General features: G+C 43.0%; 20 protein-coding genes. 10 read left to right on the top strand and 10 right to left on the bottom strand.

Translation table 11 applies throughout. The features are described from left to right. The first annotated feature begins 144 nt into the window (after positions 1–144). Both B2575_RS04445 and B2575_RS04450 read left to right on the top strand, forming a co-directional pair. Complete coding sequence (locus B2575_RS04445) at positions 145–1,200, top strand: type IV pilus twitching motility protein PilT (protein WP_045443495.1); 1,056 nt, start codon at positions 145–147, stop codon at positions 1,198–1,200. 168 nt (positions 1,201–1,368) lie between these two features. Then, complete coding sequence (locus tag B2575_RS04450; RefSeq protein WP_055123483.1) at positions 1,369–2,490, top strand: PilT/PilU family type 4a pilus ATPase; 1,122 nt, start codon at positions 1,369–1,371, stop codon at positions 2,488–2,490. Between the two features lie 149 nt (positions 2,491–2,639). Here B2575_RS04450 and fur read toward each other — a convergent pair whose 3' ends face one another. Further along, positions 2,640–3,074 (bottom strand): ferric iron uptake transcriptional regulator, encoded by a 435-nt coding sequence (fur, locus tag B2575_RS04455; RefSeq protein WP_055123484.1) that lies wholly within the window; start codon positions 3,072–3,074, stop codon positions 2,640–2,642. 327 nt (positions 3,075–3,401) lie between these two features. Here fur and B2575_RS04460 point away from each other — a divergent pair, with 327 nt between their 5' ends. Beyond that, entirely contained in the window at positions 3,402–3,821 is a 420-nt protein-coding gene (locus B2575_RS04460) for an outer membrane protein assembly factor BamE (RefSeq protein ID WP_045455336.1), read from the top strand. Positions 3,822–3,865: 44 nt separating this feature from the next. On the opposite strand, the gene B2575_RS04465 is transcribed toward B2575_RS04460, so the two are convergent. The 4 genes from B2575_RS04465 to B2575_RS04480 form a co-directional block, all read right to left on the bottom strand. Beyond that, positions 3,866–4,246, bottom strand: a complete 381-nt coding sequence (locus B2575_RS04465) for an RnfH family protein (RefSeq protein WP_296240341.1) — start codon at positions 4,244–4,246, stop codon at positions 3,866–3,868. After that, a complete protein-coding gene (locus B2575_RS04470; RefSeq protein WP_296240342.1) occupies positions 4,234–5,376 on the bottom strand; it encodes a hypothetical protein in 1,143 nt (380 codons plus the stop codon). Before B2575_RS04470 ends, B2575_RS04465 begins: the two co-directional genes overlap by 13 nt. Positions 5,377–5,822: 446 nt before the next feature. Then, positions 5,823–6,491, bottom strand: coding sequence for a c-type cytochrome (locus tag B2575_RS04475; RefSeq protein WP_045443487.1), 669 nt, complete (start codon positions 6,489–6,491; stop codon positions 5,823–5,825). Positions 6,492–6,829: 338 nt separating this feature from the next. Further along, positions 6,830–7,165: a c-type cytochrome gene (locus tag B2575_RS04480; RefSeq protein WP_109592356.1), complete on the bottom strand. Its 336-nt coding sequence runs from the start codon at positions 7,163–7,165 to the stop codon at positions 6,830–6,832. 409 nt (positions 7,166–7,574) lie between these two features. Here B2575_RS04480 and yihA point away from each other — a divergent pair, with 409 nt between their 5' ends. After that, positions 7,575–8,363, top strand: coding sequence for a ribosome biogenesis GTP-binding protein YihA/YsxC (yihA, locus tag B2575_RS04485; protein ID WP_250163633.1), 789 nt, complete (start codon positions 7,575–7,577; stop codon positions 8,361–8,363). A 147-nt stretch (positions 8,364–8,510) separates the two neighbouring features. On the opposite strand, the gene B2575_RS04490 is transcribed toward yihA, so the two are convergent. After that, the gene (locus B2575_RS04490) at positions 8,511–9,224 is read right to left on the bottom strand and encodes an HAD family hydrolase (RefSeq protein WP_296240344.1); all 714 of its coding nucleotides are present in this window, start codon (positions 9,222–9,224) and stop codon (positions 8,511–8,513) included. Between the two features lie 120 nt (positions 9,225–9,344). Then, positions 9,345–10,355, bottom strand: a complete 1,011-nt coding sequence (locus tag B2575_RS04495; RefSeq protein ID WP_296240346.1) for an RluA family pseudouridine synthase — start codon at positions 10,353–10,355, stop codon at positions 9,345–9,347. A 1,210-nt stretch (positions 10,356–11,565) separates the two neighbouring features. Between B2575_RS04495 and B2575_RS04500 the strand changes: the two genes are divergently transcribed. Then, positions 11,566–15,885, top strand: coding sequence for an Rne/Rng family ribonuclease (locus tag B2575_RS04500; RefSeq protein WP_296240348.1), 4,320 nt, complete (start codon positions 11,566–11,568; stop codon positions 15,883–15,885). A 104-nt stretch (positions 15,886–15,989) separates the two neighbouring features. Here B2575_RS04500 and B2575_RS04505 read toward each other — a convergent pair whose 3' ends face one another. Next, positions 15,990–16,919 carry a DUF808 domain-containing protein gene (locus B2575_RS04505; RefSeq protein ID WP_250163629.1) on the bottom strand — a complete coding sequence of 310 codons (930 nt, stop codon included), beginning with the start codon at positions 16,917–16,919 and terminating at the stop codon, positions 15,990–15,992. Between the two features lie 413 nt (positions 16,920–17,332). Here B2575_RS04505 and B2575_RS04510 point away from each other — a divergent pair, with 413 nt between their 5' ends. The 5 genes from B2575_RS04510 to B2575_RS04530 all read left to right on the top strand — a co-directional run bounded on the left by B2575_RS04510 (position 17,333) and on the right by B2575_RS04530 (position 23,316). Beyond that, positions 17,333–18,187, top strand: coding sequence for a DsbC family protein (locus tag B2575_RS04510; RefSeq protein ID WP_296240349.1), 855 nt, complete (start codon positions 17,333–17,335; stop codon positions 18,185–18,187). 270 nt (positions 18,188–18,457) lie between these two features. After that, positions 18,458–19,816, top strand: a complete 1,359-nt coding sequence (locus tag B2575_RS04515) for a homoserine dehydrogenase (protein WP_087814861.1) — start codon at positions 18,458–18,460, stop codon at positions 19,814–19,816. Positions 19,817–19,912: 96 nt separating this feature from the next. After that, the gene (locus tag B2575_RS04520; protein WP_060490355.1) at positions 19,913–21,094 is read left to right on the top strand and encodes a thiolase family protein; all 1,182 of its coding nucleotides are present in this window, start codon (positions 19,913–19,915) and stop codon (positions 21,092–21,094) included. 438 nt (positions 21,095–21,532) lie between these two features. Continuing rightward, complete coding sequence (locus tag B2575_RS04525; protein ID WP_201580842.1) at positions 21,533–22,381, top strand: DUF2382 domain-containing protein; 849 nt, start codon at positions 21,533–21,535, stop codon at positions 22,379–22,381. A gap of 278 nt (positions 22,382–22,659) precedes the next feature. Further along, positions 22,660–23,316, top strand: coding sequence for a YsnF/AvaK domain-containing protein (locus tag B2575_RS04530; RefSeq protein WP_296240351.1), 657 nt, complete (start codon positions 22,660–22,662; stop codon positions 23,314–23,316). A 72-nt stretch (positions 23,317–23,388) separates the two neighbouring features. Here the strand turns inward: B2575_RS04530 and B2575_RS04535 are convergent, their stop codons facing one another. Together B2575_RS04535 and B2575_RS04540 are read right to left on the bottom strand one after the other, a co-directional pair. After that, a complete protein-coding gene (locus B2575_RS04535; protein WP_250163626.1) occupies positions 23,389–23,922 on the bottom strand; it encodes a hypothetical protein in 534 nt (177 codons plus the stop codon). Positions 23,923–24,209: 287 nt separating this feature from the next. Next, positions 24,210–25,494: SEC-C metal-binding domain-containing protein (locus B2575_RS04540; protein ID WP_296240352.1), on the bottom strand; the 1,285-nt coding region annotated here is incomplete at its 5' end.

Consider the following 25,494-nt stretch of genomic DNA (forward strand, 5'->3'; position numbering starts at 1 on the left):
TACTGAATATAATAGTAATGGTAAAGACCATCGCTACTCCTTTATTAACGTGACCGACTTTAATCAGATCGTTTATCGATTGATAATCACTCCCCTTTTTTGCTCCTTTGTCCTACCCTTATTGATTGATAGGAATATCCGATTATGGCTGAAAAAAACAATTTAAGCATCGAAGACTTGCTGCGCTTTACGGTTAAGCATAAAGCATCAGATTTACATATTTCAGCCGGTATGCCAGCAATGATACGTGTTGATGGTGAAATGACCCGTATTAATATGCCAGAGATGACTCATCAGGTTGTGCATCAGCTTATTTATGACATCATGAACGATAAGCAGCGCGCTGACTTTGAAGAATTTTATGAGACGGATTTCTCTTTTGAGATTCCTAATCTAGCACGTTTTCGAGTAAATGCCTTTAATCAAAACCGTGGGGCGGGCGCTGTCTTTCGTACCATTCCGTCCAAAGTCTTAACGATGGAAGACTTAGGGATGGGTGATGTATTCAAGCGCGTGTCAGACTTTAAACGTGGTGTGGTTTTGGTCACGGGTCCGACAGGTTCTGGTAAGTCCACAACGTTGGCGGCCATGATTGACTATATCAACGAGAGCCGTAAAGAGCATATCTTGACCATTGAAGATCCGATCGAATTTGTCCACGATTCCAAAAAGAGCTTGATTAATCAGCGTGAGGTGCACCGCGATACCTTAGGTTTCGAGCCTGCATTGCGCTCGGCCCTACGTGAGGATCCCGATGTGATTTTGGTCGGTGAGCTACGTGACCTTGAGACCATTCGCTTGGCATTGACAGCAGCAGAGACTGGTCACTTAGTATTCGGCACTCTACACACCAGCTCAGCCGCCAAGACCATTGACCGTGTCATTGATGTATTCCCCGCCGCAGAAAAAGACATGATTCGGGCGATGCTATCAGAGTCACTACAAGCCGTTATCTCACAAACGCTTTTGCGTCGTCAAGCAGGCGGACGTGTAGCCGCACATGAAATCATGCTCGGCACACCCGCTATCCGTAACTTGATACGTGAAAATAAAATCGCTCAAATGTACTCTGCTATCCAAACAGGCGCAGGTGAAGGTATGATTACACTGGATCAAACGCTCAAAAATCTAGTAGCGAAAGGCACCATTAGTAAAGACGTAGCCCGTCCTTATGCCAAACAGCCTGAGGCATTCTTGTAATATTATTAATCGTGCGTTACTGGCTTATAATGATTGACGATTGATATGTGAGTCAATAATACAAGCATTCATAAGCCATGATATGCCTTACTTTTATTGCTACTGGCGATTTTTAAAACATGATTTTAAATACTTTTTTAATCGATTTACATCGAATGCAGGTACGATATGGACATTGATAAACTATTGCAGTTAATGATCAATAAAAATGGCTCGGACCTTTTTATTACCGCTGATGTAGCGCCTTCCATGAAAGTGAATGGCAAAATTCTGCCTGTCGGTAAAACGCCTTTAACTGCTGAGCAAACCATGCGATTGGTCAAAGGCGTCATGACACCCAACCAGCAAAAAGAGTTTGAAGAGACCAACGAGTGCCAATTTGCCATTGCTGATGAAGCACAGCAAGCACGTTTTCGGGTCAGTGCCTTTATACAGCGTGATATGGCAGGGATGATTTTACGGAAAATTGAGAATAAAATTCCGACTGTCGAAGAGCTACGTTTGCCGCCCGCGTTAAAAGAGTTGGCAATGAAAAAACGCGGTATCATTCTGCTTGTGGGTGCAACAGGTACAGGTAAATCAACGACCCTTGCTTCTATGATCGGACACCGTAATCAAAACTCGCATGGTCACATCATTACCATCGAAGATCCTATCGAGTTTGTCCACAAACATCGTGGTTGTATTATTACCCAGCGTGAAGTTGGTATCGATACCCATTCATTTGAGGCAGGGCTAAAAAACACGTTACGCCAAGCACCTGATGTTATTTTGATTGGTGAAATTCGTAACCGTGAAGTCATGAGTTACGCGATTCAGTACGCTGAGACAGGGCATTTAGTGTTTGCAACCTTACACGCCAACAACGCCAACCAAGCGATTGACCGTATCATTCACTTTTTTGAAACCAGTCGCCACAATCAGTTATTTATGGATTTGTCGCTCAACTTGCAAGCCATTATTGCGCAGCAGCTCATTCCCACTCCTGATGGTAAAGGACGCCGTGCGGCTATCGAAATTTTGTTAAATTCACAGCTGATTAGTGACTATATCCGTAAAGGCGAGGTTCATGAAATCAAAGATGTCATGACACGATCTCGGGATAGCGGCATGCAAACCTTTGATCAGGCTCTTTTTGACTTATATGAGCAAGGAGAAATCACCTATAAAGAAGCCATTCTTCATGCTGACTCTCCTAATGATTTGCGCCTAAAAATCAAACTCAGCAGTAAAAATGGCACAGCCAATCTGGATGAAGGTGCGGATAACTTATCATTAGATATCAGTTAAGCATGGCTTTTGAGCGTTATTATTCGTTTTTGCCATAAAAACTTATAAGAAAGCCTTCATATTATTATGAGGGCTTTTCCTATTTTATATATGGCGATAACGCACTAAAAACGATATCAAAGGTAGATCATGCTCACCAATTAAAAAAATTACTTGATGCTATCCTGACACTCTTGGTCATTACAAATACCGTATAGCACCAATGAATGACCTGATAATTTAAATCCGTGCTTTTCTGCGACTTTAAGTTGCTCTTCTTCGATGACTTCGTTATGAAACTCTATAATCTTGCCACAAACGTCACAAACCAAATGGTCATGATGGCCTTCTTGGGTAATTTCAAACACCGATAAATTATTTTCGAAGTTATGACGCTCGACGATACCAGCCTGTTCAAATTGCGTCAGCACTCGGTAGACAGTCGCTAAACCCACATCCTCACCTTGCTCTATCAGTGCCTTATAAACCTCCTCAGCACTCATATGATGCAACTCTGCACTCTCCAGTAGCTCTAAAATCTTGATGCGAGGTAACGTGACTTTTAATCCCGCTTTACGTAAATCTTGATTGGTAAAAGAAGCCATAATATCCCTTCTGACTGTGACAGTCTTAGCAAATAAAGAACCAAAAATATGAGATAAATAATCGTTAACGATTATTTTTTATAGTATATGAAACATTTTAATAACAGCAGACTGGCTGATTTGACCTCATGTCCAAGCCTGTTATTTTCTATAATAATCCTAACGCAAGTCTATGAATTTAAAATATAAATAATAAAATGACTCAGGTAGCATTTGGTAAATAATGTCGTAAGTGGTAGGAAATTGCAAGTAAATGACGTATCATTTGTCCAAGATTGTCGGCCAGACTCGCATTAACAACCTCTGGCTGCGCCTAATTCATTTCTTATGAGTCATCTTACCATGATAAAGACATTAACTTTTCGTCCGTTAAGCCCTGCAAGCGTATTACGCAAGATTGTCATAACCAGTATGCTTAGCGCTACTGTCGCTATGTCTGGCTGCTCATTATTGAGTGTTTATAAGATTGATTTGCCACAAGGCACTGCCATCACTCAAGCACAAGCGCAAAAACTGCAAGTGGGTATGAATCAAAACCAAGTCCTTTATATCCTTGGTAGCCCAGCTATTAGAGACACCTTAGAACCTAAGCGTTGGGATTATATTTACGATTACAAAGCAGGGACAGAAGGTAGCCGCAAGGGTATTGCTGATGTCAAAAATGCCAGTCAGCACTTAATTATCTACTTTGATAATAATGGTTTGGTCAATCGTATTGAAGGTATCGAAAGCCTACCTGCCTCATAATCAAGAACGGCAACCGGCTTTGATGATAGATGGCGCAACATCGCTTAAACTCGAGATTTATTTTTGCGCTGAGACATGGGATCAGCGCTTAAGCTGCGATATACTTCGATACGATCAAAAGGCTGCAAGCGATAGCTGAGCGGCTGTTTTTGTGCATAGATACCCACATGCCAACGCTTCGCCGTTGGCGTGGTAATATCTGCCAATTGCTCACACCAACGTGCTAACGCTGGAAATTTCACCAACCACCCTGCCTGCCTCAATGCCTCATACAAACTTGTTTCATCATTAACTTGTAGGGTTAAATAATGCTGACATTTTGCATCTTCAGCGTATGCCAAATAAACAGTCATTAGCATGGTCTGCTCAGATGACGGCGCACAATTATTATCAGATTGAACGCCATTAGCAGTTAACTCAACCACTGCATCACCCAACCTATCAATGCCAATAACAGTGCTAGTGGCACAATCAAACGAATCGCTATTCGCCATAAGTTATAAAACGCTTCATTGCCAAAATTTAATGACTTACGCAGATGACTAATTTTCATCTGCCAACCCGCAAAGATAGACAGCAATAATACCGCTATGCTGCTAATAATCACTAAAAGTCCGACCAGCCAAACAGTTGGTATGATAACGACTAACAAAAGCGCCAAGACAAAAGTTAATACCAAACTGACCAGTAGTCCAAACTTGTGCGCTAATTGCTGGGTACTATAATGCAGCAAATAGCTGGCGACAAATAACACCCCTATCCAATACGATAGCTGTCCAATCGGTGGCAATGCCATGCCACTAATAGATAACGCCACAACCCCAACGATCAATTGTAATATCCAAATCGGGAGTACCAATTTGGTTGCCCGATACTCACTCGTCGCACGGCTGCGAGCAGGTTTTTGCGCATTGATATTGTCCGTGTCTACCGCTGTTGCCACTTGGTTGGTTACCAAGTTTTGACCAAACCAGTATAAGCCTGTGCCTGCACCCACACTAACCAACGCTAATGCGACTGCACGCGCCCATTCATTTAAGCTGATATCAGTCATCGCAAAGTCAATATTGGGTAGGCCATTTGCCACGCCCAGCAACAAACCTATCACCATTAATCCCAGGCCAATCGGTAACGGTGCAACGCCCAATAAACTGAGTAACACAGCAATGACCATCAGGCCAGCAGCGATCGCAAAATCTGGTATAGCAGGAGCGTTATTAAGCTCCGTCAATGCCGCCAAAATACCTGTGCTCGCGCCTGAGATCACTAACGCCGCAATCAGAATAGAGACCAGCGCGGCGAGCCACCCAAAACTACGCCATATTGGGCTGGCATCTGCTTCGCGAGTAAGCTTTTGCATCCCTGCTAATGGCGCATCGACACTACGATAGGCTAAGGCAATTTCCGCATAAACGACGGGCAAGGATACCAATACCATAGCCAATAGCCAGAGTAACCAAAAGTCAATCTCACCAATGGATGCTGGTGCAAACCAACGAAACAGCAGTAGCGGTAGCAGTGCCGCGACAAAATAAGAAGCATAACGGATCATCATAATCTAAATCCAAACGATCTAATACCTTTCACAAAAATGAGAATAGCTGGGAAAACGAGTGCCCGTACTACGCATTGTAGACGAAACAAGTTTGACACCGCCAATCATAGTCTGTGGGTTTGGTATAAAGTGAATAACGATAATTTATCATGATACAGAGCAATGATAGGCCTCTGTAAGCAGTTTTATTTTATATAGTCGATTCAATTTAGAAGAAGCACAAGGTAACCAGAAGCAAATGTATATTCAATACTTCAAGCGAGGTTAATGCGGCGACTCTTTTATAATGGAATGACTATAAGGTCTCTATAATATAAGGGATGAACAGTTATAAAAAAACCCCGAAATCGGGGTTTAATAATGAAACAATGGCGGATATCTGGTCAAGTGCTTATTAATTTCAGTGAGGCAAGGTGTATTAGGCACTCGTAGCTGATACCAATCAATTAGTGAACAGCACTGATATAGTCTGACAAGATACGAATATCACGATCCGATAGTTTCGATGCGACTGTCTGCATCATGCCCATATCGCCTTCTTTCGCAGCATCATTGACACGTTTTTGCTCATCACTATCAACATCATCAACACGGCCAGCCGCACGGAAAAGTTTTAGCTGAGTTGCGATGTACTGTGCATGCTGACCACCTAAGCGTGGAAATGCCGCCCAAGTATTACCAGCAGCATCTGGACCATGACAGCCTGCACAACCGATGACACCGCGTGACTTATCACCACCTAAGAATAGCTTAGTGGCTTCTTGGTTGGTCGCAGGATTACCAAATCCAACGCCCCAAGGCGCTTGGCTAGCATAATAACCAGCCACGTTGGCTAAATCTTGCTGCGATAAGTTTGCAACTTGTGATTGCATAATACCGTTCTTGCGATAACCTGCTTTAAAGTTGACCAACTGTTTGTAAAGATACTTTACGTTTTGGCCACCCAAGTTAGGCTGCGCAGGGACAACACTGACACCATCAACACCATGACAAGCAGCACAAACCGTTTCTGCAATTTGCTTACCGGCATTGACGTCGTACTCAGGAACAATAATAGCAGCTTGTACGCTGAAACTTGCAACGCATAAGCTGGCAGCAGCGATTAACTTTTTCATTGATACAAATCCTACTAGCTCGGCGTAAGCATTATTTAGAGTGATTGCACTGATAAGATACCTCATATAAACCACCCTACTATTGGTTAGGTAGGTATATGTTTTAAGGTCTTGGCCACAAGCAGTCTGAAAGTACTTACTAACATCAGGGTTTATTTTCGATTATTATAGCAAGACTTTGTAGCATTTGCCTACTTAATCGTCACATCCATCAGTTTTTCTAACACATAGACAAGTATGCCAACAAAAAACAAAAAGCGCTTACAGGCTAAAAAACCCAGCGCTTTTTTAAGTTGTTTTATAGTGTGTCGTATTGTGTTGCTTTATCGGTCAGCATCTCACTTACTCATGTACTCAATCAACTTACGATAATCATCGTCGCTACAACTGTTACAAAGACCACCAGCAGGCATCTGCGTCATACCACTTTTGACGGAATTGATAAGTGTCGGCATGCTTTTTTGTTTGATAAGCTGTTGCCATTTGGCACTATCACCTTTTTTGATGGCGTTCAGCGCCCCACTATCGTGACAGGCAGCACATGAGTTATCATAGGTGGCTGCAATATCAGCAGCATTAGCGCTAGTCATGATAGCACTACTGAGCAGTAATACCGCTCCGCTACCTACTAACACTCGGTAGGTCTGGCTAAAAAGTGCATTGATTGAAACCATAGAACACCTCCTTTTGATGCTTCTCTCGTTTAATCAATCTTGCTATTAAACGTCGTTCGTTCAGTATAACTTATTAAACATTGTAACAATGTATGTCGTATAAATATAGATAAATATAGTTTGGCTTTGGTAACGCATGAACAAAAGCGGCAACTTGCTCTAATGAGCGCTTATTTTAATGGTATTCTGTCATTTATGTGATGCTAATCATAGTTATTTCAATAAGTAAGATAAGTAATAGTATAGAATAGTCGATAACTTGAAATGACTGTGTTTATGACCAATAAACATTGAAAGTTATGATGAATAACTTCGTAACGATTTTTTGTCTAATGCACTGTCTTCTCGACAACCAGTTGATTAAAATTTTATAACCGTATCCAATTTCTTAAAGATTAATGAGCCATTTATGAGTACCCCGTTTACTGATGTCGCCGCCGAACATGCATTGTTCAACACTAAATCTCGTCAAAAAATTCAGCAAACTGAGTTTATGATGTCAGCGCCTACTTTTCGTCTCTGCCCACCCGATATGGGCTTAGAAGTTGCCTTTGCAGGGCGCTCAAACGCAGGTAAATCCTCTGCTATTAATGCCTTAACCAACCAACGCCAACTGGCACGCTCATCTAAAACGCCTGGTCGTACGCAGATGATTAACTTTTTTAGTATTGGTGATGCTGATAGACGTTTGGTGGATTTGCCAGGTTATGGCTACGCAGCGGTACCGCTTGAGATGAAAAAAGAATGGCAGGTTGAGCTAGAAGAATACTTGGTGGCGCGCTCAAGCCTTGCAGGTTTGGTGCTCATGACTGATATTCGTCATCCATTGAAATTCTTTGATGAGCAAATGCTACGTTGGGCAAATGATGGCGAATTGCCAGTACATATCTTGCTAACCAAAGCTGATAAATTGAAATATGGCGCATCTAAAAATGCGTTACTTAATACTCGTAAAAGACTAAAAGAACTGGGATTGAACTGTAGCATTCAGCTATTTTCAGCACTGAGAAAAGAAGGTCTTGATGAGCTGGCTGGTGTCATGGGCAACTGGTATGAGTATCAGCTCGATGCAGACAAAATTATTGAATCCTCTTTTGCGTTACTAGAAGGCGCTGAGTTGGAAGAAGCGATTGAAAAAGACAACATCGAAAAAGGCGCTATTGAAAAGGAAAGTGCTCAGAAGGATAGCACTCAATAAGGATAGTGCTCAAAAATAAAACAAATAAATATCATCGTCTCCAAGTAAAAAGGGTTTATCGCTATTATCGATAAACCCTTTTTTTATTATCATTTTTTAGCATTCAAAAAGTGTTTTATTTAAGCACTTTTATTTAAGTGCTTTTAGTTAAGCACATAGTAGCTCAGCCAACGCTTGTGGCGTATCAACCTGATACGTGGGTTGCTGTGCGGCGAGCTCTGCAGGTGATGCTGTACCATAATTCACCGCAATACTGGTCATGCCTAGTCTCGTTGCCATTTGGATATCGTAGATACTGTCACCGATGAAAACAGCATCGGCGATTTGCTGCTGCGTATAATCCAAAATATCGGTCAACATCTGCGGGTCAGGTTTTGAGCCTGCCTCATCGGCACAGCGGGTCATCACAAAATAATGGTGGCTCTCTGAAGCATCTAATACGCGGTCTAAGCCCTTTCGCTTTTTACCAGTTGCAACCGCGAGACTTTTACCTTGGGCTTGTAGGGTCTGCAACATCCCTTCTATCGGCGCAAAAAGCGGTGTACTGTGGCTGTTGGCAATATAGTGGTCTGCATAGCTTTGCTGAATCGCAAGCTTTTGCGTGTCATTGGCTTGCGGATACAAAATCTCAATGCCATTCATTAAGCTCAGCCCAATGATGTCTTGTACAGCTTTATCGGTGGTCTGGAACCCATGCGCCTCTCCTGCCACATGCATTGACTCAACGATTAATCCAATGGAATCCATCAGCGTCCCATCCCAATCAAAAATAATCAGCGTCTTATCCGCTAAACGATGGCTGGCTGATAACTGAGTTCCTTTGGAAGCGCTAGAGATACTAGCGACAGATTGATTGCTCATAAATAGACCTTAACGAATATCAATAATAAATGGTAGATACGAAAACGTCACGGCGACTTATTAAGAAAAATAAGCGTTCGTGACGTTTAAAGTTAATGCTTAAAAATTTTATTTGGCGACTTATTCAGGCAATTTGGTTTGCTCTGGCAACCAGTCTGCCATGTCATCTGGTAGCGGTGCAGTAATAGTTTCATAGCCTGGAATGTCTAAACGCCACGCATGCAGACACAGGCGATGGACGCCTGATTTATCATGCACATTATATTTATCATCACCCAAGATAGCGTGACCAATGTGCGCCAAATGCACACGGATTTGATGAGTGCGACCGGTCAGTGGTTTGGCTTCAATTAGACTCACTGGCTGATCAGCAATCATAAAACGACTATGAACGACGATATCGGTCTGGCTTTCTTTAGATTGCGGATCTTGCGCATCTACTTTGACGCGGCGTTCACCACTAGCAACTGTATAGCGTAGCAATGACGCATCAATGCGTTGCTCATTTAATGCTGGCTGACCTTTGGCGATACATAAGTAATGCTTCTGGATGGTTTTATCGACAAGATGCTGTTGCAACGCTTTTAACGCTGAGCGTTTTTTAGAAATCATCAATAGACCTGAGGTGTCTTTATCAATGCGATGTATCAGCTCTAGGTATTTTTTACCTGTCACTTCACGCATGGCTTCGATAACACCAAAGTCCAAACCACTACCACCGTGAACGGCGATGCCAGAAGGCTTATTCAGCACTAGCATTCCTTCGTCTTCATATACTATGCGCGCTAACAAGCTTTTAGCAAACTCGGCACTGATAATTGGTTTTTCGCGGGTAGCAAGTACCACTGGCGCGATACGTACCACGTCTTCACGCTGTACTCTATCATGCGCTTTGCAGCGTTTATTATTGACCCGAATCTCATCTGAGCGAATCATTTTATAGATATGCGGTTTTGGCAAACCTTTTAAACGGTTCAACAAAAAGTTATCCAAGCGCTGATCGTGTTGATGGCGGGTTACTTCAAGATAATTTACCTTACCAAAGTTGCTGATTTCATCATCAGCGCTTTGCGGGCGTGTTTTACTATTAAAAATAGCAGGGGCTTCATGGGTAGGTGCGTCGTCAGTCATTTTTGGCTTCGTCATTTTTAGTTAGGTATTTACAGAAAGATTTGCTATAGTTTAGCATGTTGAGCGACAATTAAGCAGAGACTGCAGCAATAATCATTGTTGTTGTCCTAAATAGCGCATTACCATTTTTACGAACTTTTAGTGAAAAGGTATTAGCGATATACCCTGCCAACATTGTATGTTTAATCGGATTTTAGGGCGCAGTATCTGTTTAGAAATATCACTTGTAGATATTTATAGATATGTCCCCATAAATTGTAAAATGAAAGTATCGTACTGACTTTACTCAGTACCATAGAATAAATAGTGACACTAAATACCTTTGTGTTCATAAATTCAGCGTTGATAAGTTTGGCTAAGCGCCTGTTTATTGACCGATAATGACACTACATTGACTCACAACCTGCATGACAACGACTTTATTTGATAATTATTCATGATTTAATGACTGGTTATCTGGCGGTCCTTTACGCAAGTGTAGTTGAGCAAGTATGGGTTGTTTAGCATTAGGATCGAGAAGTATATCGATAGCTGCCTACGTATTGGTGGTCAAACAGATAACGATAAAAAAGATATGAATACAGCACCACACCGATAGTTTGGTCATTTATTCTGTTTGCCAAGTACGCCCCGCTGATCACCGGAGCCGCGACACCTAACCGTAAAACACCCAAGATATTATTGACGTTATACCAGAAAGAACGATAAATAAAGAGTGACCAATTGCTTTACCTAAACAAATAATTGCTGAATATCACCATTTCATATAATGGTATTTATAACAGCGATATTATTGCTAGACTTTGATGGATGGATTGCAGCAGCACAACGCCTTTTGAATATCAGTATATTGAATCTCGTCACTGCCCGTCGCCTGCTCTTACAAAGTAAGCTGGCATGACTACCAATAAAGCTTGCTGATAGTACAACTGAATCGCATGCTGACGCATTAATATTTGTACCAAACCTATCAATAATAGGATATAAATAGATAGCCTTACACCCTATAAATTTTATATTTACGTTAGTTTTGCTAACACACTTTAGGTAAAAAACAAGCCATTGACAAAGCCCAAGTGCTTTATTAACCCATGATTTACGTTCTATCGTTGATTAACATCTGCCCATGCTAATTTAAATATTAGCCATACTTGCCATTGCGCTCTAAAGCCCGTCTCGTCGTTGTTATGCGTACTCATAGGATACAAATATGAAACGCATTTTGATCAACGCTACTCAAAACGAAGAAATTCGTGTCGCCTTATGTAAAGGCAATCATCTTTACGATTTCGATCTTGAAAACCGTACTCGTGAACAAAAAAAATCCAATATATATAAAGGTCATGTGACCCGTGTCGAGCCATCGCTTGAAGCGGTATTTGTCGAATATGGCTCACAGCGCCAAGGTTTTTTACCAATTCGTGAAATCTCTGCTGAATACTTAAGCGGTAATCCACGTGACGAAAACATCAAAAAGCTGATCAAAGAAGGCGATGAATTAATCGTCCAAGTCGAAAAAGAGGAGCGCGGTAACAAAGGCGCTGCCCTATCGACGTATGTCTCATTAGCTGGTCGTTATCTGGTATTGATGCCAAACAACCCTCGTGGCGGCGGTATCTCACGTCAAATCTCGGGCAAACTTCGTGAAGACATGAAGCGTATGCTAAGCAATCTTGATTTGCCAAAAGGTATGAGTGTCATCATTCGTACCGCGGGTATTGGTAAAACTCAAGAGGACTTACAGCACGATTTAAACCACTTGCTGAATATCTGGCAAGCCATTCAAGAACAAAACCAGAAATACCCTTCACCGCGCTTGGTACATCAAGAAGCAGGCGTCGTAACCCGTGCTGTCCGTGATTATTTACGTGATGATATCGCTGAGATTTGGATCGATAACGAAAATGCTTATATTGAAGCGGCAGGTTTTATCGATGCGGTAATGCCAAAACAAGCAGAAAAGCTACGCAAATATACCGATTATGAGCCCATGTTTTCGCGCTTTAATATCGAAAAGCAAATCGAAACCGCGTATCAACGTGAAGTGCGTCTGCCATCAGGCGGCTCAATCGTTATTGATCAAACTGAAGCACTAGTCTCTATCGATATCAACTCAGCCAAGTCGACTAAAGGTTCAGACGTTGCCGAAACTGCGTATCATACCAACCTAGAAGCGGCCGATGAGATTGCTCGTCAGCTACGTTTGCGTGATATGGGTGGTTTGATTGTCATTGATTTTATTGATATGAATGACAATAAGCATCAAAAAGAAGTCGAAAAACGTCTGATTGATGCCACCAAATATGACCGTGCACGTGTGCAATTTGGTGATATTTCTAAATTTGGTTTGATGGAGATGAGCCGTCAGCGTCTGCGTCCTTCACTAGAAGAATCAACCGGCTATATCTGCCCACGCTGCCATGGTAATGGCATGATTCGTGACTTGCGCTCATTGTCACTATCAATTATGCGTCAGATTGAACAAATCGCGCTAAAAGAGCGTCAAGGCGAAGTACAAGCAGAAGTTCCAACAGATATCGCCGCCTTCTTATTAAACGAAAAACGTGATGCCTTAGTTTATCTTGAGCAAGACAGTGGCACGCGCATCACAATTTTGCCACACGCGCATTTAGAGTCGCCTAATTTTAAACTACACTTTAACCGTGATGGCTTTGCGCCTTCAAGCTATGAGCGTATTACGGATACAGCCCAAGAACATAGCGATTTGGGTTATGAAGTTGACTGGCAAACGGCTGAAAAAGAGCGTCCAGAGCAACAGCCAACGCGCCAGCCACGTCAGGTAGCGAGCAATGATACTAATACTGCTAGCCAATCAAACAAACCGACCAGTACAGCTGAGCATAGTAAACACAGCAACGACCATCGTAATAATAAAAATACGACCAACGTTTCATCGGCGCGCGCGCCACAAGCAAACAACAACCAGAGTGTGGCAGCCCCTGCCCCTGTTGCTCCAGTAGCAGCAACTACAGCTCCTGCACATGTTGAGACAGCAGCTCAGCCACAAGCAGTGGCGTGGTTATCAAACCTATTTGCGCAAGCACCACAAGCCTCAACGACGCCTAGCGTCAGTAGTCGTGATGCAGCTGAAGCCATTGAAGCACTAGTAAATAATGGCGCACAAAGCTTAGGCTCATTTGGACAAGTTGATAGTAATGCCCTGAGTAATACATCAACGAGTGCATCGAACAACGTACCAGCAAATCAGCAGAACAGTCAGAAAAATAACGAACAACCATCCGACAACAATGCCAATCGTCAACAAGCGCGTCGTAACTCAGACAGCGACACCGATGATGATAGCAGTAATGAAGACAGAAGAAGACGTAAGCCACGTAAATCTAGATCTTCTAAACCTCGTCAAAGAAAAGATCAGGTAGAAGAATCGAGCAATGAAGCAAGCGGTGATACCGAGAACAACACCGTAAATAGTGCGGCAAATAACGCTGATGACAAGCAGGCTGACAATCAAAACAAACGTCAGCAGGATACCAGACGCACGAATGAGCGCAACCGCAACAATCGTCAAGACAATAACCAGCAAAACAGTAGTCGTCAAGACAGTATCCACCATGCAAACGAGCGCAATGATGATGCTGATAAAGACAGTAATACGGCAGATGAGCAAACTCGTACGAAGCGTAAATCGCATAGCCAACGCGGTTCACGTGGCAAGTTAGAGCGCGGCGAGACACTAACAGCTGAAAACATTAAGCAACCCAATCAGCAAGCGACGACAGGTGCAAACGGCCGAAAAAATCACTCTAACACGCGCCGAAATCAAGATCCTAATGAAGTCGTGCTACAGGTCAATGAAGCACCTGTTGAGCTGAAATCGCCAGACGTCGTGCACTTGTCTCTAGATGACAGTAAGTCTACACAGACAAAACCTCAATCTACTGAAAAGCAAAAGTCAGCGAATGATGTTAATAAAGAAAGCAGTAAAAAAGAAGCTAATACACAGCAAAGTAATAATCAGCAGAGCAATGACAAAAAAGTTGCTCCTGAAACAGCTGCTGTTAAGGGTAACGACGAAGGCACTGTAGCGCCTCATGATGTTAATGTTGATGATGTTAACGTTAGCACCACTGAGGACAAGGGACAAAATAATGCCCCGAAAACAGACAGTAACACTACTGACAAAAAACCTGCCGTAGATGAGCAACCAACATCTAACAGCGTTACCAAAGACCAAGCTGACCATTCAAAATCTGTGGATACTAACGTGGACAGCGTAGCAATAACGCCAAAACAGCCCGAATCAGAATCGACAGAAAAAGCGAATAGTGACACTGTTGACGCTACCGACAGTGACGCCGATGTTAGCAATGCCAATGACAGTCATAGCGCAAGTGGTCATAGCACAAATGATAAGAACAACTCAGCACTGGCGCTAACGCACGAAGCATTATTTGCCAAGCGCTACGTGACTGCTGAGAAGTTTGGTCAGGCTAGTAATGATCCACGTGTGGTTCGTAGTCAGCAAGCACAATCAGCTCAACAACCACCAGTAGCTGAGCCTGCAGTAGTAAACCCATCGACTATTCGTGGCACTGTTGGTGATTTTGTTCGTAAAGCATTAGCAGATGCAGAAAGTCGTTTGAAAAATGACGGTGTCATTAGTTGCTTTATTGCTGCTATCGATGCACATACGCAGCAAGCAAAATCAGCTAACAAATCAGCCAACATTGAAACGAGCGTCACACCGACTGCTGATACCAAAGTTGAGGACAGCAATTTCGACTTTAGCAACTATGGCTATCAGCCATTGGCGGCAGATTACCTGACGCGCTTTGAAACGATGACACAAGCGGTCAGTCAGTTTGCGGCAACGCAAGGTAAAACAGACGTCGAACCACGCGCCATTGGTAAGCGTGCTGGCAACGATCCACGTGGTCAACATCCTAGTTATCAGGAGCCCGCAGTGTTGAGTCTACCGACCGAACAAGCGGCTGATACTGAGCAAGCGGTTATTGAGCATGATGATAACAATGTGGATGCTCATGATATTGAGGCAAATGCTCTAGCCAATCAAGCTCAGGCTGATAATATCAGTGCTCATAGCGAGCAGCTGCTAGAAGTGGATCAGGGGCTAGTAGAAGCAACTAACAAGCCGTCGAATGAAGGCACTGTGATTGTTGAGCGCGTAGCAGCTGAAAAGACTGATGGGGCACATGACGATAGCGAAGTTGCTGACATTGAAGAGGCTAATACTCAAGAAGCTGACGTTGAAAAAACTAAGCCAGCAGATGAGCCTAAGGTAGAGCAACCTATCAATACCAAAGAAGCGGGCAAAGACGACAGTCAGGCTGCTAAGTCAAAAACCACGATTGCCAGTTATAAAAACATGATTGAGAATGTGGCTGAACAACTGCTGCCGCAAACTGGCATGTTTAATTTGACCACGCCAAAAGTACCAAAGGCACGTAGCCGTAAGCCTAAAACGGAGCATAAAAAGCCCACGCAAGCTGAAAAGCTAGAGGCTGATGACTCAGATAGCGAAAGCTAATCGTATAACGCCCAACGCAAAAGCCCCAAAGTTGTCAGCAACTTTGGGGCTTTTTTACGAAATAAAATTACAAAAAATATAAAGCTAAAGCACAGGTAACTGACTTAGTGTGCAGATGACGCTGTGTCGTCCTTTCCACGAATTTTACTAATAACTGTTAAGATAGCCACAACCGCAGCACCAATAATAAAACCAATGACGCCATTTAATATCGTTGTCGTTAAGCTTTCAAAGATACCCGTTAAATCAGCGATATCCTCTACTCCATGATGTAAGAAGCCGATACCGTGTACTAAGATACCACCGCCTACTAAAAACATCGCCAACGTGCCAGCGATAGATAGAAACTTCATCAGTTTTGGTGCCGCTGCAAACATTAACTTGCCCAATTTTTGCTTGAACGCCCCTTCTTGTTCCATTAAATGCAGACCTGCATCGTCTATTTTCACGATACCAGCGACCAAGCCATAAATACCAATCGTAATACCGATGGCTAAAATAGACAGCACCAAGCTTCGTTCTAATAAAGTGGCGCTTGCCGTTGATCCCAAGGCAATCACGATAATCTCAGCTGAAAGAATAAAATCCGTACGTACTGCACCTTTGATCTTTTCTTTTTCAAAAGCGACCAAATCTATAGTCTCATCAGCATTGGCTTGCCGACGAGCATTTTGCTCCTCATCATGCGGCAAAGCATGTGGCCAAAATCGATGAATGACTTTTTCAGCGCCTTCATAAACCAAAAACAAACCACCACACATTAGTAAAAAAGTGACCAGCGGTGGATAAACAGCACTAATCAAGAGTGCCGCTGGTACTAGAATAAGCTTATTAATAAATGAGCCTTTGGCAACCGCCCAGACCACTGGAAGCTCACGATTGGCTTTGACACCCGTAACCTGTTCTGCGTTGAGCGCCAAATCATCGCCCAATACACCAGCGGTTTTTTTAGCAGCGACTTTGGTCATGACGGAAACATCATCCAATATCACACTGATATCATCAAGTAGGGTTAATAAACTGGCACCTGCCATGTGTGCTCCTTAGCAAAAATTTATTGAAATAAAGGGTTAAAAATAACTGATACCAATAGTTTTATATGAATTTTTATAAAAACACTGTTATTAGCCGTAGACTACAAGGGCAAGCGTCGATATTAAATAGTACAAATGTATCTTATTTTTTTGAATTGACGTTTATGCCTACTACTATTATTGCTACCCTCACCTCCCTATATCACCTCATAGCCTGTGGCTGTTATTTGCCACAAATATGTTAATATAGGCGACATGATTAATTACCTTTTATAATTATTAAATTGTAAAAAAACCTTTTAATTTTAAACCTTTAAGGCAATATCGATACGTATTGCTTTATATAGAAATTTAGTATCATTTTTCTTAAAACGACTTCACGATTAGGCACGATGCCTACAGGACACCTATATATGTCATCCCCGATTGCAAAAAACACCTTTGCTCAAAACCGCTTTTCTCGAAATAATTTATCTCGCTTTATGATGAGTGCACTGCTTGTTGTGGTTGCTGCGGGCTGCTCAAACAATGCAGCAGATGCGACCAGCAACACCAGTATCGTCAATAATACCGATGCTAAAACCAGTACAAGTAAGGCATCCGCTGATAGCGATGCTGCCGTGGTAAAGGCGTTGCAGGCGAATTTGAATACGTCCGGTATTGAAGAAAATATCATTTCAGCCGTACCAACAGATATGGATGGTATTTATTGGGTCACAGCGGAAGGACTGCCTTCTTTCTTTACTGATAAGTCTGGCAAACACATTATCCAAGGTCAGATTATTGCTGTTGGTGAGGCTCTGCCTGTCGATATCAGTGCGGCATTGGTTGCTAGTACCGCACAAGAAGCCCTAAAAGCCGTCGATAAAAAAGACATGGTGATTTATCCAGCCATAGGCGAAACGAAGTCAGTGGTCTATGCCTTTACCGATGCAGACTGTGGTTATTGTCGTAAACTGCATGAAGAGATGGATGATATCAATGCACGTGGTATCGAAGTACGTTATTTGGCATGGCCGCGCAGTCAGGAATCGGTGCCAAAAATGGAAGCCATTTGGTGTAGTCAAGATCGTAAGGCGGCCATGAATCAAGGAAAAATGGGCGCTGATGTACAAGCGCCTAGCTGTGCCAGCCCTGTACAAGAACACATGGCATTGGGTGCAAAACTTGGTGTGCGTGGTACTCCCGCTATCTTTACAGAATCTGGTCAGCAAGTAGGCGGCTATCTACCTGCGGCGGAGTTGGCTCAAGCTGTCGGTGCTAGCTAAAATCTGTTATTGTTTCAGGTATTTGTGATATCTATGACGGTGGCGACATTGTGTAGATGTCACAACTGCTTGTCGGTATGATACGATAAAGCGCTATGAAAAATCAGCAGCATACTTTTTATTTGAGTATTTTTTATTCAACTGTAATGAGAAATCGATAAAGCTGCGACTGTCAAAATGCACGCAACTACTACAGCTAGTAGCGCATGCGCATTTGACTCTGTGACAGCGTTATCATTGGTTCATTATATTTAACCTCTTGAGGATACTGTGAGTAATTCCATCAAACTAGCGATACTTGGTCTGGGCACCGTCGGAACGGGCGTGATCAATCTAATCAATGACAACTTAAATGAGCTAAAACGCCGTAGTGGACGCGACATTATCATTACCGAAGTTGGTACGCGCCGTCATCGTGATGATATTGATCCCAATATTATGCAAAACAGTGACTTGATGGCAACTGCTGCAAGCGACAATGTCGATATCGTCGTCGAGGTGATTGGCGGTACAACCTTAGCAAAAGATGTCATCATGCACGCCATTAAGAACGGCAAGCATGTGGTGACTGCAAATAAGGCGCTATTGGCGGAGCATGGCAACGAAATCTTTGCCTTTGCTGAAGAGCATAACGTCCATGTCGCTTATGAAGCAGCAGTCGCAGGCGGTATCCCCATTATTAAAGTCATGCGCGAAGCGCTCGCTGCCAATAAAATCGATTGGCTAGCAGGTATCATCAACGGTACGGGCAACTTTATCATGACCGAAATGCGTGACAAAGGTCGCCCTTTTGCCGACGTACTAAGTGAAGCACAAGAATTGGGTTATGCAGAAGCAGATCCGACTTTTGATGTCGAAGGTATTGATGCGGCTCATAAACTGGCATTACTCGCCTCTATCGCCTTTGGTATTCCGCTGCAATTTGACAAGGTCTACTGTGAAGGCATCACTGGTATCACCTTACAAGACGTCAACTATGCGGAAGAGCTTGGCTACCGTATCAAGCATTTGGGCTTTGCCGTACGCCGTGATGGTCAAGGTAATGATGAGGCTTCTGGTATCGAACTACGCGTGCATCCAACGCTAATTCCGCAGGATGCGTTACTCGCCAACGTCAATGGCGTAAAAAACGCCGTACTGGTCAACTCTCATCCGCTTGGACAGACGCTATATTGCGGTGATGGTGCTGGTGCTGGCGCAACCGCTTCTGCGGTAATGGCCGATGTGATGGACTTGGTGCGTGTTCTAGGTAGCAAAGACAGTAACGATGAAAGCAACAGTAATCAAAACAACCACGGTCACCATGTGCCGCATTTAGCATTTATCCCTGAGCAGCTATCAGACACGCCCATATTGCGCGCTGAGCAGATGATTACCGGTTATTATCTGCGCGTACATGCTTATGATAGCCCTGGTGTCTTGGCAGATATTACTCGCATTCTAAGCGATGCTGGTATCAATATCGATGCGATTTTACAAAAACCTGCGCACAAAGTTGGTCAAGTTCCGGTTATTATCTTGACGCTGCCCGTGGTCGAAAGTCAGATGAATCTAGCCATCGAAAAAATTGAAAAATTAGAGACCATTACTGATAAAGTAGTACGCATTCGCTTAGATGAGCTAGCATAAAGCCCGCAGTTATTGAGCCTAAAAGATGCTATCTAGTCCGCGTTTGGTTTTAATTAAAACAAACTCATTTAAAATACGTAAAAAGGAATAATAACGATGTCAAATGATGCAATTGTAATTTTAAACGGCGCACGTACTCCAATGGGCGGCTTCCAAGGCGCACTAAAAGATATGAGCGCAACGGAACTTGGTGGTGCTGCCATTAAAGCCGCTGTCGAACGCTCAGGTGTGGCAGTCGATAGTATTGATGAAGTCATTATGGGCTGTATCTTGACTGCAGGCTTGGGTCAAGGCCCTGCGCGTCAAGCGATGCGTAATGCAGGTTTATCTGATGCAACTGGCGCTGTCACTATTAACAAGCTTTGTGGTTCAGGGCTAAAAGCAGTCATGCAAGCACATGACGGCATCAAAGCTGGTAGTTTCAATGTGGCAGTCGCTGGCGGCATGGAATCAATGACCAATGCGCCATACATCATGCCAGGGTCACGTGGCGGCTACCGTATGGGACATAAAGAAGTCAAAGATCATATGTTCCTAGATGGTTTAGAAGATGCTGAAACTGGCAAACTGATGGGTATGTTCGCACAGGAAATGGCTGATGAAAAAGGTTATACCCGTGAGAAAATGGATGCGTTTGCTATCGAATCGCTAAATCGTGCGCTCACTGCTATCAAAGACGACCACTTCAAAGATGAAATCACGCCAGTGACCTTTAAAACCCGTAAAGGCGAGCAAACCGTCGATACCGATGAGCAACCAGCGCTTGCTAATGCCGAGCGTATCCCTACTCTACGTCCAGCCTTCGCTAAAGACGGCACCATCACGGCAGCAAATGCCAGCTCAATCTCAGACGGTGCGGCAGCGGTTGTAGTCATGAAAGAATCGCAAGCGAAAGCTGAAGGCCTTGATTATCAAGCGCGTATCGTTGCAACCGCATCAAACTCTCGTCACCCAAGCGAATTTACCATTGCTCCGATTGGTGCAATTGAAAAAGTATTGGCTAGTGCTGGTTGGTCAGTCGCTGATGTTGACCTATGGGAAATCAACGAAGCGTTTGCAATGGTCACTATGGCGGCGATGGACGAGCTAAAAATCGACCATGCCAAAGTAAACGTTGAAGGCGGCGCTTGTGCACTCGGTCATCCAGTAGGCTGTTCAGGTGCTCGTATCTTGATCACGCTTATCAACTCTCTCAAGCGTACTGGCGGCAAAAAAGGGGTTGCGACACTTTGTATTGGTGGCGGTGAAGCCGTGGCTGTTGCTATTGAACTTGCTTAACACTCAAGCAGATTAATTAATCGATTGATATGTTAAATTCACCTCTATAATTATCATTTATTACAAAATTTTCAAAATATCAGGAACCGTATCGCTATTTGCTTTGCGGTTTTTCTGTGTCTATGACTCTTAAATAAGCTAGAAATATTGCTCTGTGTAAAGACACGTTAATCTTTGACCCCAGCTATGTTATGCCACTTACAGCCTATTACACGCAATTACTCCAAGCGCACACTTTGCTACCTTGCTCATATATCTCATCGAAAATCATGATGTTAAGATTCTTACAAGTCGATGTAGAGGCTACTCACATGGCTTGCTACACCTTTTATTATAAAAATATTTTTACTAGAAATTTAACTTTTCCAAAACAACGATTGTTTTTAAAATAATTAATAATGATTAATAATGATTAACTCATAAAAAAGGAAGACAACAATGAGCCAACTAATTCGTTTAAAAGATATTCAAGCTACTCATAAAGATTTAATCGGTGATGATTATTATGACCCAACAGGTAAAACTGCTTATGGTGTCAATGAAGAAAAAATCGGTAAAATTGAAGGTGCATTAGTAGAAGATACCACTGGTCGCATTCGTTATTTGATCGTTGATGCAGGCGGTTGGTTCAGCTCAAAAGAAGTATTAGTACCAGCAGGTTTGGCACGTATTGTTGGTGATGACGTATTCTTTGACAGCTTGACCAAGTCTCAAGTTGATGCCATGGAAGTATATGACCATGATTATCAGTATAGCTATAAAGACCAGTATCAAAAGGATCGTCAAGCATTTGTCGCTGATACTGTTCCAGTTGCAGAGCGTATGGAGATTGCAGACCATGCATATGAAGCACCAAACACACTAGAGCTACTAGAAGAGCGCTTGACCGTCAATAAAGATCGTATCGTGGCAGGTTTGGTTAAAGTTGGTAAGCATATAGTGACCGAAGAGCGTAATGTCGATGTTGAGCTAGAAGAAGAGCATGCTAATATCCAGCGTACTAACGTAGATCGTCCAACAGATCGCCGTATCGGTGACATTGATGGTAATCAAACCATTGAGGTTGAACTAGAGGCTGAACGTGCCCGCGTTGGTAAAGACACTTATGTATCTGAAGAAGTGAACGTCGGTAAAACCACTGAACGTCATACTGAAACTATCGTTGAGACTATCCAACGTGAAGAATTGGATATCGATCGCGATGGCAACGTAGTAGACCGTGAAGGCAACATAATCGACCGTGATGGTATTACTGCAGAAGACGTACGCCGCGCTCGTGGTATGTAATACGCTAAACCGTCAGACTGTTTGGCTCTCATTAAAAAGTAAGAACGCCGAACAATACATGACCGTAATAAGCAGCTAAGTATTTTTACTTAGTGAATTAAGACCAGAGCATTCCTCTGGTCTTTTTTTGCTTACTATACTCAAAAATACTTAGGAATTAAAAATACTTAGAAATTAAAAATACTTAATGACATCTGATAAGGCTAACCTTGCAAAATTTGCAAAAATGGCTCTAAAATATTGTATAACGATTATTTCATAAAGATAAGGACATTAGGATGACTAGCAATCACGACGACAGTATCCAGAACGATAGCTTTCTACAAAAGGGTTTACATAACAAGCAAGGGACACCAAACGCTATAACTGCCCCAATTGATACTCATAATGGCACAGTAGCTAATGACATAGAAAGTAATGATATAAGCAGTAATGACATAGATAAGAGCAATCATAATGTTGGACACTTGGAGCTATTAGAAGAGCGTCCTGTCATCAACAAAGAGCGTTTAGATGTCGGTAAAGTGACGGTGACCAAGCACGCTCGTACTAAGACCATTGACGTGCCTATTGAGTTGGTAGAAGAATATATTACTATTCGCACTGAATACCACGATGCGAAAAGTCAGGACTTATTGTCAGGCAATTATGATGAAAAGGATATATTGCGCCATATCGAGCCATCGTTAGATAGCAAGGCGGTCGTTACCGTGAATGGCAAACAGATCGAAATTGGTGATGAACCGATTGAAATTGTCCTATCACGTCAAGTGGCTACCATTACTAAAGACACTTATGCTATCCAAGAAATCGATATCAATAAAACCACTCATACCCATACAGATAGTATCCAAGTAGTGCTTAAGCATGAAGAATTAGATGTGAAGGAAGAAGGGTTTTTGGCACATGAGTCTAGTGCCACTCCTCATAAATAATTTTGCTGACTCATTAAAACTACACATCAAAAAAGCAACGTTATCGTTGCTTTTTTCTTGATTGCTTACTTATTATGAGGTTTTTTTACATTCATAAGTGCTGACATTAGCCGCATCTGTACCTGCTGTACGCATCACACCCGTCTCACGCGCTTCATGTGCTACACGCCACTGGGTAAAGCCCTGACTGCCATCAATAGCGGTTGCTACTTCGAACACTTCTGGATTACTGCCATCATTGGTTTTATTTAATGTCACTGTACCCGTATCAGTCGCGATGACTACTTGCTTGGCATCTTCTTTATAAGTTGCATTAACTTTCAGCTCAGGTGAGCACAGATAAGCTATTTGACTGACACCACTATTTACCGAAGCTACGGTATCATCCTGTACTTCACTGAGCGATGCATCCGCTGTATCGACAACCACCTCATTAGGCTCAGCAGGTTCAGCGGACATCGGCACCGTTTCTTCGCTATGAGCACCATCATCTATACCCGCTTCTGTGTCTGACTGTTGCTGACAAGCACCAAGCGTCAGGACACCAGCAAGTAGCCCAGTCAGCGCCACAGAAGTACGCAATTTTTTTAATAATTCTATAGTCATAACACTTTCCCCAATGAATATGTTAAACACTATAACGTGTCCATAAATTCACGCCTATGTTGAATTTGTAATTAATCAATACAAAATATAGCCAACTCGTTTGTGAAGAGTCAACTTTACTATCTACAAATAATATAGTCGATTCAAGATAATGTAGAGACAAAGAATATGAGCAAATACAGAAAAGCCCTTATCTAAAGTAGATAAGGGCTTTTGAGACTAACGAATATTAGAGATATATGAGCGGCAATGCTTAGCTGTTTATTATCAATATTCGCTTATGAATGCTATATTTTACCATGACATTGCTTGTACTTAAGACCTGAACCACAAGGGCATGGGGCGTTACGGCTGATATTCATCCCAGCGTATGGGTTAGGCTCACTGGCATTGTTGGTGCCACTGCCCGCGATAGACCCTGCTGTTACGCCAGCAGCAACGCTACGGTTTTGCGCCGCTGGTCGCTCTACGCCGCCATCCATATTATCGATATCACTGTGCTCAAACTGCATTTGCATATGCGCCGCATTTTCACGCTGCTGAGCTTCTAACGCTTCTAATTCTTCTTTGGTTGGGATATGCACGCGTGATAAATCTTGTACGGTCTCAGATTTAATCGCGCCAAGCATCATTTGGAACAGCTCGAATGATTCACGCTTATATTCTTGCTCAGGATTTTTTTGCGCATAACCGCGCAGATGGATACCTTTACGTAGCTGATCCATTTGGGTTAAATGCTCTTTCCAATGCTTATCCAAACTTTGTAGCATAAAATGACGCTCGAGCTGGGCGGCATCTTTTTCGCCCATTTGCTCACGGCGGGCATGATAACGATCCAATGCCGTTTGGATAATTTTGGCACGTAAGCCTTCTTCATCTAGGCGGCGGTCTTCATCCAGCCAATCGTTAATCGGCATTGAAATTTTAAACTCATCTTCAAGCTCGTCTTCTAAGCCGTCGATATTCCACTGATCATCGATAGAGCCTGGCGGGATAAACTGGTCAATCATGGCGTTATAAACTTCATGATGCATAACTTCGATGGCCTCCAATAAGTCCATCTCTGCCAGCAAGTCATCGCGCTGACCATAGATAACCTTACGCTGCTCATTGGCGACGTCATCGTATTTCAATAGATTTTTACGGGCATCAAAATCGCGGCTTTCGACTTTACCTTGGGCATTTTCAATCGATTTTGAGACCATTTTATGTTCGATGGCTTCGTCTTCTTTTAGGCCCATCGCCCGCATCATATTAACCACGCGGTCACCGGCGAAGATACGCATCAAGTCATCTTCAAGCGATAAGAAAAAGCGCGACATCCCAGGGTCACCTTGACGACCAGCACGACCACGCAGCTGGTTATCGATACGGCGTGATTCATGACGCTCAGAGCCAATGATATGTAGGCCACCAGCGGCAACGACTTGGTCATGCTTGACTTGCCATTCTGCTTTTAGGCGCGCCATCTCTTCCGGACTGACCGCATCAATATCTTCGATAAATGATTGCCAGTTACCGCCCAAGATAATATCGGTACCACGACCCGCCATGTTGGTGGCGATGGTCACC

Source organism: Psychrobacter sp. UBA6739, from assembly GCF_002453835.1.
Taxonomy (GTDB): domain Bacteria; phylum Pseudomonadota; class Gammaproteobacteria; order Pseudomonadales; family Moraxellaceae; genus Psychrobacter; species Psychrobacter immobilis_A.